Below are 13,523 nucleotides of genomic sequence, written 5' to 3' on the forward strand. Positions count from 1 at the left end.
TGAGGGGTAAATGCAATATTGACAGGAATACAGGCGAATCACACACTTTCACAAACGAATTACCTACTTTTGGATCATGAATGTACAGATCGCTCCTAGCTGGAAAAAAGTATTGGAATCAGAATTCGAGAAGCCTTATTTTAAAGGGATCGTCGATTTTTTGAAAGCAGAAAAGGCACTCAAGAAAACCATCTATCCGCCTGGTCCGCTCATATTCAATGCCTTTGAGCAAACGCCTTTTGAAAACGTCAAGGTTGTTATACTAGGCCAGGACCCTTATCACGGCCCTGGTCAGGCACATGGGCTGGCGTTTTCTGTAAACAAGGGCATCCCACTGCCCCCCTCTCTTAAAAATATCTTTAAAGAACTGCAGACAGATATCGGCATGCCGATGCCGCCTCACGGAGATCTTACCCATTGGGCACGACAGGGAGTACTTTTGCTGAATGCCACATTGACGGTCCGTGCTTCAGAAGCCAACAGCCACGCGAAAATCGGCTGGATGGAATTTACCGATGCGGTGATCTCTAAGATCGGAGCTGTTCATAGTGGCGTCGTGTTTTTACTCTGGGGGCGGTTTGCCCAGCAAAAAGAAGCCCTGATTCACCCATCCAGGCATCACGTATTAAAAGCCGCACACCCCTCTCCGCTGAGCGCCTTTAATGGCTTCTTTGGCTGCCGGCACTTTAGTAAAGCCAACGAGCTGCTGGTCAAGCAGAAAAAGGATCCAATTGACTGGAGCCTCAGCAACTGATATGAATCATTAAACTCAATATTCGCAATTTGAAAGGGATTAAAAATATCTTTGGACGAATATGGGCTGCCTGGGCGCTGGTGGTGTTTTTCCTCACTATGCTACCCGCCCTTGTAATCATGCTCAGATGCACCTGGCTCAGAGATCCCGCGAAAGCCGGCTGGCAGCAATCCGTATCTCGTGTATGGATGCGGATATTTTTCGCGCTAACAGGATGCAGACGCAAAATGATCCACGAAGCGCTGTACAAAAAAGGCCAGAATTATATAGTCGTATGTAATCATAACAGCTTTTTGGATGTCATGGTCACCAATCCGTTTTTGCCGGGAATTTCCAAAACCATCGCTAAAAAAAGTATGGCCTCCATTCCACTATTTGGCTGGATCTATAGGTGGGGCTCTGTACTGGTAGACCGCGCCAGTGAACTCAGCCGCCGGCAGAGCTACCAGTCGATGAAAGATGTGCTTGCCTTAGGCATGGATATGCTGCTCTTCCCCGAGGGGACCAGAAACAAATCCGGCCAGCCACTGGGAAAATTTCAGAGCGGCGCCTTCCGTTTGGCTATCGAAACCCAGACCCCCATCATTCCCGTTGTTATTATAGGTACAAAAAAAATGATGCCGGCAGATAAGTCTTTTTACTTGCTGCCCGGCACCATAGAATTACATTTTTTACCGCCAGTTACGCCTGATGGCCTGACCCATATTCAGCTTAGCCGTCAGATTTTTGAATCCATGTGGAATTACTATGAGGCGAATTATTAATTAATTTTATGCAGGCGTTCCTTCGCTCCCTTTGTTCTCACCGCCTCTATCCTTACCAGCGTCTCTTCCCGGCCTGGGTCTACGACCTTCCTGCCTGTCATCCTGTTTATTTTCAGTTCTCGGCTGTTGCCCGGCCTGGCCGCCATTATTCCTGGGGGGCCTAGGACCATTTCCTTTGCTATTAGAGTTCCCCTGGTTATTTCTTCTGGCGTTACCGTTGGTATTACCGCGCTTTTGCTGCCCAGTATTACTATTACGACCCTGGCCCTGTGATTCCTGATCACTGTTGTCGCCTTGGGACCGGTTATTACGAGGCGGTTTGTTACTGCGGTCTTTATCCGGTCTGCCTTTGGTTTTGGCGCCCTCCACGCCGGCCTGATTATTCGGGCCCTGACCACCGCGACGCTCCCTATCATTACCCCGATTACGGTCACGCTCACTGCGGCTCTTGTTTTTCCGCTTCTTATCACTGCGTTCAAGAGACCTTAAGCTGATTTGCCCGACAACATCTACAAAACTTGGTTCCACTTCATGTTGCTTGCCGACAAGTTCAATAGCTTCCAGGTTTTCCGGCCTTTCACCTTCAGCATTTAATCGAAGTATCTCATGCACCCGCTTGAGAGTCAATGGATACTGCTTATTACTGTCAGGTAATGTATACCACATTAAGTCCTTAAATATATCTTTTTTAACAAGTGTAGCCCGGCCACGCTGGATCTCCAGCTTATCGGCATTATTGGGAAAATGCTGCAGGGCATCTAAATAAGTATCGAGCTCATAGTTCAGGCAGCACTTTAAACGGCCACACTGCCCACTTAATTTGGTTTGATTGATACTCAGATTTTGGTATCTGGCAGCTGTTGTATTCACGCTTTTAAAGTCTGTCAGCCAGGTACTGCAGCATAGTTCTCTGCCACAACTACCAATTCCGCCTACCTTACCGGCTTCCTGACGAATACCGATCTGACGCATCTCCACTTTTACCTTGAACTCAGAAGCATAGGCTTTAATCATTTCTCTAAAGTCCACTCTTTCGTCTGCTGTATAAAAGAAAGTGGCCTTTTTTCCATCTGCCTGGATTTCCACTTCTGAAAGCTTCATGGCCAGCTTGAGATCGCGGGCGATTTCCCGGCAACGCATCAAGACTTTTTGTTCTCTGGATTTGCTTTGTTTGAAGAGCTCTATATCGCGGTCACTACTGCGCCGCAGGATCTTTTTGATATCCGGACTAAACTCCTTAACGCCTTTTTTCTTCATCTGTACCCGCACAAGTTCGCCTGTAAGGCTAACTTCGCCTACATCAAAGCCACTAACGCCTTCGATGGTTACATATTCACCTTTCTCAAAATGCTGGAGCGAATTATTCCTAAAAAAGTCTTTACGACTACCGTTCTTAAAGCTTAATTCAATGATCTTGCAGCTGCTTTCCTCATCACTCATTGGCAGATTCATTAACCAGTCATGTACATTCAACCGGTTACAACTACCTGTGCTACAGCCACCATTGCTTTTGCAGCCATTTGGCTTGGTGCCACAACTTCCACAACCCATGTTCGTTTATGTTTGACATTACCTGCTTCATTGTCTGGTCAGATAACGGATGATTAAAATAGTTAATATATATAGAATTAGCAGAACAAAACAGAAAACATTTGTTAGCTAACCAGCCAAAATTAATGTTTTCTGTTGAATAATATGTCTTAGTTTGATACTAAGTGCATGAAACAGCATTTTGGGGTTGGCGTTCCGCTCAATATAATAGGCGGCCTTATCCAGTTCTTCCACAATTACTTCCTGTTGACTCACTGAGGTGATCTTGTTGAGTCTGAGGGCAAAATCACGGTCTTTGTCAGAAATCGGGAACCCTTCAGGGCCCAAAATTCTGAGGCGGATACTTTGGCCTAACAGATGGTTAAAATAATACAGAAATTGCTTTTGGTTCTCTCTTCCAAGCTTTGACACCTCCTCGATCCATTTGACAAGCATAATGTTACCTCCTTTAAGCAAGGCATTAAGCCAGTCTCTGAGGTAAGACTGCCAGTCTTCCGCATTATGGCCGGCCAGATGAATGGCTTCCCGGTAATTGCCGTCCGCCAGGGCTGCCAACTCCAATGCTGTATCAGCTGTCAGGCCGGCCCGCTGCTCAAGGGCCTGCGCCACTTGCTGATTGTCCAAAGCCGGTATCTTCACTAACTGGGTACGGCTTAAAATGGTGCCAAGTACTTTTTCTTCATTCTCGGCCACCAGAATAAACAGTGTCTTCTCGGGGGGTTCCTCAATGAGTTTCAGGAGCTTATTACCTGCCACGCCCAGATATTCAGGCATCCAGAGAATCAGTATTTTATATTCTGCTTCAAAACTCTTTAGTGCTAGCTTGCGAAAAATATCATTACACTCCTCTGTCGTGATATTCCCCTGTTTGTTTTCCGCCTGGATGGATTGCAACCAATCATAGACATTCCCGTAAGGTAATCCGCTGAGAAATTCCCGCCACTCCGGAAGATAATCTGAGCTGATGGGCTTATCTCCCGATTTTTTAGGAATAACCGGAAAAGAATAATGGATATCCGGATGCATAAAAGCGGCTGATTTTTTACAGGCAGGGCAAACGCCACAGGATTCTCCTTCTGATTTGTTTTCACAGAGAATATATTGAGCAAAAGCGATGGCCAGTGGCAGGGCCCCTGTCCCTTCCTTGCCTAAAAAAAACAAGGCATGGCTCAACCGGTTTCTGCTGACCATTTCGACCAACTGTTTTTTGGTAGCGCCCTGACCTATAATATCGCTGAATCTCATGGCAGCGAAGATAGGGTAAATTCATAATTTAGACAGTAGGAGTTATCCACGGGAAAGAATAATCAGCAAAGCATCAATAATGTCCTAAACGGCTCTTCACTCATCGTTGATAGTCGCATAATAATACGACGGTAATCAGGTCCCACACCAAACGGCCACGCCCTTCTCTGGCTTTACTTTTTCCACCGGTTAGATCGGCTTTCTGAATTTTAAGCGTCGAATCCGGAAAACCTTTATATTTGCGCAGACGATTAGATCATGGACTAAAAGCGGAAATAGCTCAGTTGGTAGAGCGGCGGCTTCCCAAGCCTCAGGTCGCGAGTTCGAGTCTCGTTTTCCGCTCCAATTACTCAACAGGAGTGCTTGCTTTGGACGTGTCACTTTATCTGGCTCGTGGCAACTACTGCCTTAATTTTATAGCTTCCTCCTGCCGGATACTCTCCTGATGAATATCATCATATAAGTCCCGGATAAACTTTTCCGAGAGCTGATTGTCTCTTCCTCTTTTTATCGCACTCTCTAAAACTTTCTCGAAACGTTTGTCCTGTACCACATTAATATTATGGTGCATTTTATAGATGCCGATGGTGCGCGCAGCCTTCGTGCGCTGTCCAAGGAGATCAATAATTTGTTGATCCAAGGTATCGATCTGTGCTCGGTTGTACCGCATCGTATCAGAAATTTTCAACTGAGCTTTTGCAGCCCAAAAACAGCCTGCTGCAAACAATGTGCATAGGATCTTCTTCATAGGTTAAATTTTACACTAAAGTACGCTTCTTTTCAATACAGTATGTGAATAATAGCTGATTATCAGATAACTTATAACAATCCAGGTGTAAATTTGGTGTAAAAACATTTTCAAAATATTTAGCAATACTATACTAACATTTACAGCTATTAAAACTAATCAAAATCCATTTGCATCTTTTTATTTCCGGAGGCCACCGATCTGCTGAAATTATGATCAAATCATTGATAATTTCCCCTCACCCGTGCTGTAATATTTGGTTTAATTTACACCCTATCCACAATAGCCCAATATCCATTTCTAGCCCCTCCCAAACGCCTTATAATATTGCTTTCTCTCAGCGCCCTTATGTGTTTATCAACTGCCGTTGTGCTAATACCAATATTTATAGCCATTTCTTTTTTAGATATTTCCGGATTAGATATTATCAATTCTACTATTTTCCTTTGACTATCTACCAACCCATCTACCAACCCCACTTTTCTAGCGGCTGGAAAAGAGATTCTTATAAAACTATCCATAAATTGAAAGCAATCTTTTCCATAGCTCCTTAAAATCCTTGGCACCCCTGACCCTAACTGTTCAACAATCTCTAAATCACGAAACACTCGCATCAATTCACGGTTTCTGGGTATAGAAATCCCTTCAAAAAATTCTTCTTTTGTTAAGTCATCTGGCAACGTACCTGAGGTGTACCTAAAAAATCAAACACATAACTACCTCTAAATGAGCTAAATAATTTATCTATTAAAACTCTCAGCAGTGTTGAGAGTTTTTGCGCATCTTTATATGCTCCATTTTCCACAGATTTTTATCAGAAAAAAACCTTATTTTGGGTTAACATTCTTGTAGATGTTTTAACAATTACTTTACCACAGAGACACTATTATTTTACTCCAATAGATTTTTATTACTTATCCTTTCTCTGGCTTCCATCAATATATTATGGATCTTTTTCTCTAGTTCTATTTTTGAAGGTAATTCTGTCCAATATTCAGCAACCATTATTCCATCTTTATGCATTTCTAATAATTCAATTTGTTCCCGACTACTCTCTGCACATAAAATTAAACCAATTGGCGGCAACTCACCTTCCTTTTTTTCATATTTATCAAGCCATTTTAGATACAATTCCATTTGACCTTTATATTTAGCTTCAAATTTACCTAGCTTCAATTCTACCGCCACCAAACGTCTTAAAGTTCTATGAAAAAACAATAGATCCAGATGAAAATCCTGACCATCAATTATCATTCGCTTTTGGCGTTCAACAAATGCAAACCCTTGTCCGAGTTCTAAGATGAAAGACTCTAACTCTCTAAGAATTGCGGCTTCTAAATCCTTTTCCAAATAAGTATCCTTCAGGTCAAGAAAGTCTAGAAAATAAGGATCTTTAAAATTATTATGAATGGCGGGATGGTTACTTACATTTTGCAGATTAGCGATTGTTCTTCTCTCAAATTCCTTATTTAAGATACTTTTTCTCAAACTTCTTACTCCAATTTTATCTTTGTCAACCACCCCTGCATAATATAGTTTGGCCTCCATAGTTTTTAAAGGTAATAAAACAAGAATATGTGACCAGCTTAATTGTCGTGACAGTGTCACGACAATTCCTTTATCTACAAATTGATCAGAAAATTGCATCATTCGACGAAGATTCTTTTCTTCAAAACTCCTTCCATAGTTCTTCACCAATTGTCGTGACAGCGTCACGACAATTTCTCTTCCATAATCGGCACGTTGGTTCTGCAAAATATCGGCATTAATTCTCCTCCCAATTAGCCAATACAACATAACAATTCCACTATTTAATTGCGTCGTTACCTGAGATTTGCTTTGTTCAATAAGCTGCGATAATTCATCATACAATTTATCACTATGTGCTAACTTATCATTATTCTTCTTCATTTTAATATTTATTCAAAATTAAACAAACAATCATGTCCACCCTAATTTCTTGAACGCATAAAAACATTAGTTAGTGCAAATGTTCAACGAGAAATCCTAATTTCCACCTTACTTTACTGATATTTCCATTTCGCCCTCACTTCCCAATACAGTATGTGAATAATAGCTGATTATCAAACAACTTATAACAATCCAGGTGTAAATTTGGTGTAAAAGTATTATTAAATAATTTAGTAACTATAAATATTACACCAACATTTATAGTTACTATAGCGAAACAGTATTTATAAGCATTTTGTTATTTCCAGATGCAACCGTCCAGCCGAATATTAATCAAACCATTCACTAATAATTTGTTCCTGGTCGCTTTATAAACTCTATTTTGAATCCAATATCTCGCAAAAGAGCATGTCTTACCTAAAATATACATTTACACAGATCATGAGGCAATTGGGCCAACTATGAACCAATTAATTCATAAAAACTTCCTGGTCCTTTCCCTTTATTTCGAAACAACTTGTAGCCTTCAACCAATTGCAACAAGTCTCGCGTTGCAGTCCGTTTCGCAATAAGATTTAAATTTGGGTATTCTTTATTGGTAATACGACCGTTTTCTTTTGCCGTTAAAGATCTATTATCAGTGGCATAGGGTTAACGATGTTATAGCTGTTATCAACACAGGCTGCATTACTGAACAGCACACTTCTTGTGTTGGTCACCTTTACCATTCTGACACCATAGTTATCAGAACCCGAGCGGCTGGGCATCTCTGCATTGTGGATATGGCCAAAGGCAAACAACTTCAGTTTCTTGAGCCTTTTATGGATAACTTCAAGTGTCTTTTTGCAGCCCTTGTGTAAATCTTCTCCTGGCTGCGCATACTCCTGTGGGATAAGATCCATATATCCGTAGGCGGGGCCATGTGTCAAAAGAATATGTACATCAGATGGCACTTTGGCCAGGTGCACAACAGAAGTCCTTCCTGCACCATAGTCACCAACACAGCAAAGCAAATCACATTCGGGAACTTTAATTTTACGGTGTTGACCATGTAAGTCTCCAAGCGTTATAACTCTCATATTATATCAATTTTATTCCATCTTTATTTATCCCTGAGGGCACTCCTCCCTCCGTCATGTCCCGTGTGCCGTGACACTTAATTTCCCATTTCCGCCTGCCACCAAATTCACCATTATATAGGTAAATGGTCTGCCAGACCACCCGAGGCTTCATACCCGGGCCGCCCATTATCCAGATCTTCAGATCTGGCACACAGAACGCAGGCTATATGTACAATACAAGCGTACACATGCGTGCGTTAAAAATTTAAAGAATCTATTTATTAAACCTGGCTTTAATAATAAGATAATCTGGCAATAATCGGTAGGTTGTAGGTTAGCAGTAAAGAATTATATTGATGGCATACAATAAGAATATCCACTGCTTTCACAAAGGTAGGATAATAAATACAAAACGACCAAACAATCAAATGTAAAAAATAATAAAAGACAGCTAACTGCTGTGATGCTTCATCATGCTTTATTCCGTTACGTGCCCTTCAACAACGACCATTTTTTATTAACATCCGCGTAAAAAAAATGGGATATTTTATACCACCTTCTGAAACACCCACCACCACTGCATTACAGAGGACAGAAAATGTCTAAAAATCCGGTTAACTATTTTGGCTATTCCTATTTCTTTGCTCAATTTTGCACAGTGATAAAAAACAGCCATAAAGGAAATTGTCCGTAACCTGCAGGAGTGAAAAACAATCAGCCCTATTGAAATTGCGGTTTCGTCAACTAAAAAGCAACCTAACAGTGCGATGCATGGCAACGAAGGACCTATCCATATATCATATGCAGATGCACTTCAGGAATGTTCTAGCACATCAATGAGGCATAACAATTAAAAACAAAAGCAACAGCCACGCGAACAGTAAACGGCTGAACATGATTATATACTTAAAACAAAAATTGGAACCATATGAAACTATCCGTTAAAAAAGGATCTGAGAATTATGCGGCACAGGTGATTGCCTTACCCCCGATGTCGCCCGTAACAGGTTTAGATAATCTGATGCAAGTCACCCACCTTGGCCATGACTGTCTGGTACAAAAGGCCTCAGATCCGGCAGCCCAGTACTTGTTTTTCCCGGCCGGCACGGTACTTGATCCGCGGTACCTCGCCAACAATAATCTATACAGACACCCACAAAATAATCTGGGTGGCACGAAGTCCGGGTTCTTTGAAGACTCCGGCCGTGTCAAAGCCATTAAATTCAAAGGGGTCATCTCAACCGGGTTTATTATACCGGTGGCCAGTCTGGGCTATCTGATTGACCCGATACAACTGAAAATCGGCGACAATTTCACCGATATCAATGGCAAGCCGGTTTGCTGGAAATATGCCCGCCCGCAAAGAGGCTTTTGTTCTGGGGAAAAGAAAGACAGATTCAATATTGACACGCTGGTAGATCCAAAATTTGCCCCTGAACATACAGACACGAGCCAATTGCTGAAGCATAGCAACCGGTTCGCACCGGACTCCCATATCACGATTACCCACAAACTCCATGGTACTTCCATTAGAATCTTCCATGCCCGGACCAAAAGAAAACTGACGATGGTGGAAAAATGCCTGAGTGCACTGGGCCTCAAAATACAGAAAGAGCAGTACAGTTATCTGGTTGGGTCAAGAAGAGTGATCAAGTCCAACAACTTCAGATCTTTACAGGACCAGAAGCTGTTAAGAGATGATCTCTGGAGTCAGGTCGCCCGAAGCAATCTGGATGGTAAGCTCTATAAAGGAGAAGCGGTCTACGGTGAAGTCGTCGGTACAGATTATGGAGGCGGCGCCATTCAACCGGGTTACACCTATGGCTTGCCCTCTCCTAAACTTTTCCTGTACCGGATTACACAAATTAATCCGGAGGGCATTGAAGTCGACCTTTCCTGGGAACAGGTAAAACAAAGATCCAGACAATTAGGTGTAGATACTGTGCCTGAACTATTCTCAGGCAAGCTGTCCGTTATTCTGCATAAGTATCAGATCGATGTTAAACAGGCAGAGGAAGGGCCCGATATGGCACCCGCCCTGGAAGAATTGTTTCACGGCAAGCTATTAGACCGGCCTTCGATCCTGGATCATCTGGTCACCGAAGAGGGTTTTGTGGTGCGCCGGGAAACGTATCCAAAAGTAACGGCCTATAAAATCAAATCCCGAAATTTCTTGTTACATGAATCTGATTTACAGGACAAGAATATGGCAGATATAGAAGAAGACAATTAAACTCGGTTAACACGAAAACAATCAATTATGTTTCAACTCAAAATAAATCAGTCCGGGGGTTCCAGCAAAGTCTGGGTTACCTCGGACCTTTAACTACACTTACTTCATCAAAATATAAGCGGGCCCGAAAAAAGCAGGTGGAAGACTGGATTCAGAAACTTCAAAGATGAATACCAGATGACCAGCCACCTGCTTGACAATATCAATACGTATGTGGGCCATGATGATATCCTGATCAATCTGGGAGATTTCGTATTCAAAAACCACGCGTATATCCCGAAAATGAGGGATCGTATTGCCTGCCGGCAGGTACATCATATTATTGGCAATCATGATGGGCAGATCGACAGATACGCAGCCGTATTCAGCTCCCTGTCGGACATCATGCAGCTGAACTATCATGGCCACATGTTCATCCTTTGTCATTACGCCATGCGTGTCTGGCATCAGATGCATAACAAAGGCTATTATCATTTATACGGCCACAGTCACGACAGTATTGACAGACACCCCAATCAACCCTGGGGTAAAAGCATGGACGTCGGCGTAGACAGCGCCTATAGAATTCTTGGAGAATACCGCCCCTTTAACATAGAAGAGGTGATGGACATATTGTCTAAAAGAGAGGTAAAAGACGCGCATCACAACCGACCGTAACAGACGCGTTCAAAACAAGCATGCCTTTATTTCTAACAAAGCCCCGCAAGGCATCAATGCAATATCCGGCAAAGTAAAAGAGGGAACAGGCATCTAAAATCATGGCTTTTGATGCTGTCCCTCTTTTTTCTTCTATTGTTGCCATCTATTCATCCCGTAAACTAAGAACCGGATTGGCGCTGGCTGACCTGAAAGTCCGCATCCAGAGCACTAGCAACGCGATCAGCAGCATACCGGCCGCACATAACACAAATATCAACCATCCTATCGACGTTTTAAAGGCAAAATCATCCAGCCACTTATGCGAAAAGTACCAGGCAAACGGAAAGGCGATAACGGAAGCCAGCAACACCAGTTTAATCAGACTCCTGGACAACAGGCTGATAATACTGGCAATGGAAGCGCCCAGTACCTTACGAATCCCGATTTCCTTTGTCCTTTGATTGGCCATAAAGCTGACAAGCCCGAGCAGCCCCAGACAACTGATAAAGATAGCCAGCCCGGTAGCCCATTTGAGCAAGGTAGACAGTCGCCGGTCCGCATCGTACAGCTTATTCAACGTCTCATCATAAAAGGTATAATTAAAATCCGTATTGGGGTAAAGCGTGCTGAATTTTTCTCCAATGCCGCCAATCGTCCCCGGCCAGCTGGCGGCCTGCCCCGGGTACAAAAGTATTGACATGACGTAGCCCCAGGACCTGGTATCTGAAAACACCACCGTTGGCAGGATCGGGTTATGCAAATTCATCGTTGAAAAATCTTTCATAACAGCTACAATCAGCGAGGAGTCCGTTTCACCGGCTACAAAATAGCTTCCAATAACTTTTCCAGGGTCGGTGACACCCATATTATGCATAAAAGTTTCATTAATCATTGCCTCTTTTACTTTGCGCGTAGTGTCCACCTGTATATTTCGCCCAGCAAGAAGCTTTATATTAAATAACGGCAGATAATTCTCATCTGCGGTTCGGACATGTATATTGTCAAATCCGGCTTTCTTCCCTTCATGCCGCCACGAAAGGGATGTTGTATTAAAGCCGTTCAAAGTAGGTGTCCCTGAGGAAATACTCACCCTTTGAATACCGGGCATCCTTTTCAGTTCATTATATAATACAGCTTTACTGCTCTTCCCGTTGGGTGAAGTCCCGCCAGGTATAAAAAAAGACACAATAGCATCCTTTCGAAAACCCAGGTCCTTGTTCATTATATAACGGATTTGCTTGCCAATGACCACAACGACGATTAGAAAAACCTGGGCAATAACAAACTGAGCCACCGTCAACACCTGCCGCAGTCCGGCACTTCCTGATTTCCTACTTGAAACCGGACTGTTTCTCATCACAGCAATCGGCTTAAACCGGGTCAGTACAAATGCCGGATACAACCCTGAAAGAAAGGTGACGACTATTACAGTCACCACCAGAAATAATACGACAACCGGACTGAAAGCCTCGGTAATACTCAGCCCCTCAGGTACAAACCCACTGAAAATATGGAGCAGAAAAGGAGTCAGCATGATAGCCAGAACCGTGGCCATTACCGTTAATACAAACGTCTCTGTCAGAAATTGATAGACAATATACCGATTAGCGCTTCCAAAAGTTTTCCTGACACCAATTTCCTTTGCCCGGAGCGTAGATTGAGCGGTGGAGAGATTGATAAAATTAATAGCGGCCAGCAGCAACAAAAGAAACGCCAATACAGATAGGTTGATTAAAGAAGACCGGCTGACCTTCCCATCGATGTCCATATTGAAATGAACATCTGCGAGTGGCTGCAAAAGCCCCATCTGCCTATACTTCTCCTCCACTTTTCCTGTGTTCGCTACATATAGGTCCTTAATCTGTCTACTTACGCTTGCTGGCGTAATGACCCCGCCCAGACGGATAAAACACTGAGAAGCCCCATTCACAGATGACCAGGATGGCGGGCCCTGCCGCTTCTCAAGAGGCGTCTCCATGAATGTACTTAAAGAAATAAAGTTCTTATAGGCAAAGTCAGAATGTTCCTGCAAATCATCCACCACTCCCCTGACGGTCAGCGGTATACTGTCTTCAAAAGTAATGACCCGTCCCGTAACATTATTGTAGGACTCTCCCGGAAAAAAAATCTTCACTTCAGACTTAGCCAGCACAATTGTATTTCTATTAGACAACACATCCGGCCCTCCGACGAGCCAGGTATAGGGAAAGAGTGCAAAATAATTCCGGTCAGCAAATATGGTGCTGCCCCAGGATTTTATTAATTTATCCGCAGGTCCATCCGCTACTTTGGCATAGTTCAACATACCCGCATCATAAATATGGGCCACTGTTTTAACACCGCTTACTTTATCGGCGATGGCACGGGGAGCCAGCAGGCTGATACCATTATTGGTACCCATCTCCCCGTATTTTGTATAGACCCTGTAAATTTCATCCCGGTGGGGTTCCCATTTATCAAAACTGAAATCGTAACGAACAATTAAAAAGATCACCAGCGAGGCGCTGATACCCACAGCCAAGCCCAATATATTGATAACAGAAGTCGATTTATTCTTTTTAAGACTCCTAAGTGCAATGCGGAGATATTTTTTAATCATAACTTAAGTTTAGGTTAC

Annotated in this window: 11 protein-coding genes and 1 tRNA gene; 5 read left to right on the forward strand and 7 right to left on the reverse strand. The window is 43.0% G+C overall.

The window, feature by feature from the left end; genetic code table 11:
• Window positions 1–76 precede the first annotated feature (76 nt).
• Both ung and K9M52_RS02045 read left to right on the forward strand, forming a co-directional pair.
• On the forward strand, window positions 77–754 hold the full coding sequence (gene ung / locus K9M52_RS02040) for a uracil-DNA glycosylase (RefSeq protein ID WP_224070408.1): 678 nt from the start codon (window positions 77–79) through the stop codon (window positions 752–754).
• Between the two features lie 29 nt (window positions 755–783).
• Window positions 784–1,518 (forward strand): lysophospholipid acyltransferase family protein, encoded by a 735-nt coding sequence (locus K9M52_RS02045; RefSeq protein ID WP_224070409.1) that lies wholly within the window; start codon window positions 784–786, stop codon window positions 1,516–1,518.
• Between the two features lie 6 nt (window positions 1,519–1,524).
• Here K9M52_RS02045 and ricT read toward each other — a convergent pair whose 3' ends face one another.
• On the reverse strand, window positions 1,525–3,069 hold the full coding sequence (gene ricT / locus K9M52_RS02050) for a regulatory iron-sulfur-containing complex subunit RicT (RefSeq protein WP_224070410.1): 1,545 nt from the start codon (window positions 3,067–3,069) through the stop codon (window positions 1,525–1,527).
• Between the two features lie 108 nt (window positions 3,070–3,177).
• Window positions 3,178–4,314, reverse strand: a complete 1,137-nt coding sequence (locus K9M52_RS02055) for a DNA polymerase III subunit (protein ID WP_224070411.1) — start codon at window positions 4,312–4,314, stop codon at window positions 3,178–3,180.
• A 269-nt stretch (window positions 4,315–4,583) separates the two neighbouring features.
• On the opposite strand from K9M52_RS02055, the gene K9M52_RS02060 reads away from it, so the two are divergent.
• Window positions 4,584–4,659 (forward strand) — tRNA-Gly (locus K9M52_RS02060).
• A 55-nt stretch (window positions 4,660–4,714) separates the two neighbouring features.
• On the opposite strand, the gene K9M52_RS02065 is transcribed toward K9M52_RS02060, so the two are convergent.
• The 4 genes from K9M52_RS02065 to K9M52_RS02080 all read right to left on the reverse strand — a co-directional run bounded on the left by K9M52_RS02065 (window position 4,715) and on the right by K9M52_RS02080 (window position 8,052).
• The gene (locus K9M52_RS02065) at window positions 4,715–5,062 is read right to left on the reverse strand and encodes a chorismate mutase (protein ID WP_224070412.1); all 348 of its coding nucleotides are present in this window, start codon (window positions 5,060–5,062) and stop codon (window positions 4,715–4,717) included.
• A gap of 266 nt (window positions 5,063–5,328) precedes the next feature.
• A complete protein-coding gene (locus K9M52_RS02070; protein ID WP_224070413.1) occupies window positions 5,329–5,742 on the reverse strand; it encodes a winged helix-turn-helix transcriptional regulator in 414 nt (137 codons plus the stop codon).
• A gap of 211 nt (window positions 5,743–5,953) precedes the next feature.
• Complete coding sequence (locus K9M52_RS02075) at window positions 5,954–6,973, reverse strand: PDDEXK nuclease domain-containing protein (protein WP_224070414.1); 1,020 nt, start codon at window positions 6,971–6,973, stop codon at window positions 5,954–5,956.
• 623 nt (window positions 6,974–7,596) lie between these two features.
• The gene (locus K9M52_RS02080) at window positions 7,597–8,052 is read right to left on the reverse strand and encodes a metallophosphoesterase family protein (RefSeq protein WP_224070415.1); all 456 of its coding nucleotides are present in this window, start codon (window positions 8,050–8,052) and stop codon (window positions 7,597–7,599) included.
• Window positions 8,053–8,962: 910 nt separating this feature from the next.
• Here K9M52_RS02080 and K9M52_RS02085 point away from each other — a divergent pair.
• On the forward strand, window positions 8,963–10,267 hold the full coding sequence (locus K9M52_RS02085) for an RNA ligase family protein (protein ID WP_224070416.1): 1,305 nt from the start codon (window positions 8,963–8,965) through the stop codon (window positions 10,265–10,267).
• Between the two features lie 177 nt (window positions 10,268–10,444).
• Window positions 10,445–10,924: a metallophosphoesterase family protein gene (locus K9M52_RS02090; RefSeq protein ID WP_224070417.1), complete on the forward strand. Its 480-nt coding sequence runs from the start codon at window positions 10,445–10,447 to the stop codon at window positions 10,922–10,924.
• A 145-nt stretch (window positions 10,925–11,069) separates the two neighbouring features.
• On the opposite strand, the gene K9M52_RS02095 is transcribed toward K9M52_RS02090, so the two are convergent.
• Window positions 11,070–13,505 carry an FtsX-like permease family protein gene (locus tag K9M52_RS02095; protein WP_224070418.1) on the reverse strand — a complete coding sequence of 812 codons (2,436 nt, stop codon included), beginning with the start codon at window positions 13,503–13,505 and terminating at the stop codon, window positions 11,070–11,072.
• Window positions 13,506–13,523 lie beyond the last annotated feature (18 nt).

Source organism: Arachidicoccus terrestris, from assembly GCF_020042345.1.
In the GTDB taxonomy this organism is placed as follows: Bacteria; Bacteroidota; Bacteroidia; order Chitinophagales; family Chitinophagaceae; genus Arachidicoccus; species Arachidicoccus terrestris.

Bases quoted from the DNA above. Each gene is read 5' to 3' on its own strand.
- ricT (WP_224070410.1), bottom strand. From the start codon at position 3,069: ATGGGTTGTGGAAGTTGTGGCACCAAGCCAAATGGCTGCAAAAGCAAT.
- K9M52_RS02085 (WP_224070416.1), top strand. From the start codon at position 8,963: ATGAAACTATCCGTTAAAAAAGGATCTGAGAATTATGCGGCACAGGTG.
- ung (WP_224070408.1), top strand. From the start codon at position 77: ATGAATGTACAGATCGCTCCTAGCTGGAAAAAAGTATTGGAATCAGAA.
- K9M52_RS02065 (WP_224070412.1), bottom strand. From the start codon at position 5,062: ATGAAGAAGATCCTATGCACATTGTTTGCAGCAGGCTGTTTTTGGGCT.
- K9M52_RS02075 (WP_224070414.1), bottom strand. From the start codon at position 6,973: ATGAAGAAGAATAATGATAAGTTAGCACATAGTGATAAATTGTATGAT.
- K9M52_RS02095 (WP_224070418.1), bottom strand. From the start codon at position 13,505: ATGATTAAAAAATATCTCCGCATTGCACTTAGGAGTCTTAAAAAGAAT.
- K9M52_RS02090 (WP_224070417.1), top strand. From the start codon at position 10,445: ATGACCAGCCACCTGCTTGACAATATCAATACGTATGTGGGCCATGAT.
- K9M52_RS02080 (WP_224070415.1), bottom strand. From the start codon at position 8,052: ATGAGAGTTATAACGCTTGGAGACTTACATGGTCAACACCGTAAAATT.
- K9M52_RS02055 (WP_224070411.1), bottom strand. From the start codon at position 4,314: ATGAGATTCAGCGATATTATAGGTCAGGGCGCTACCAAAAAACAGTTG.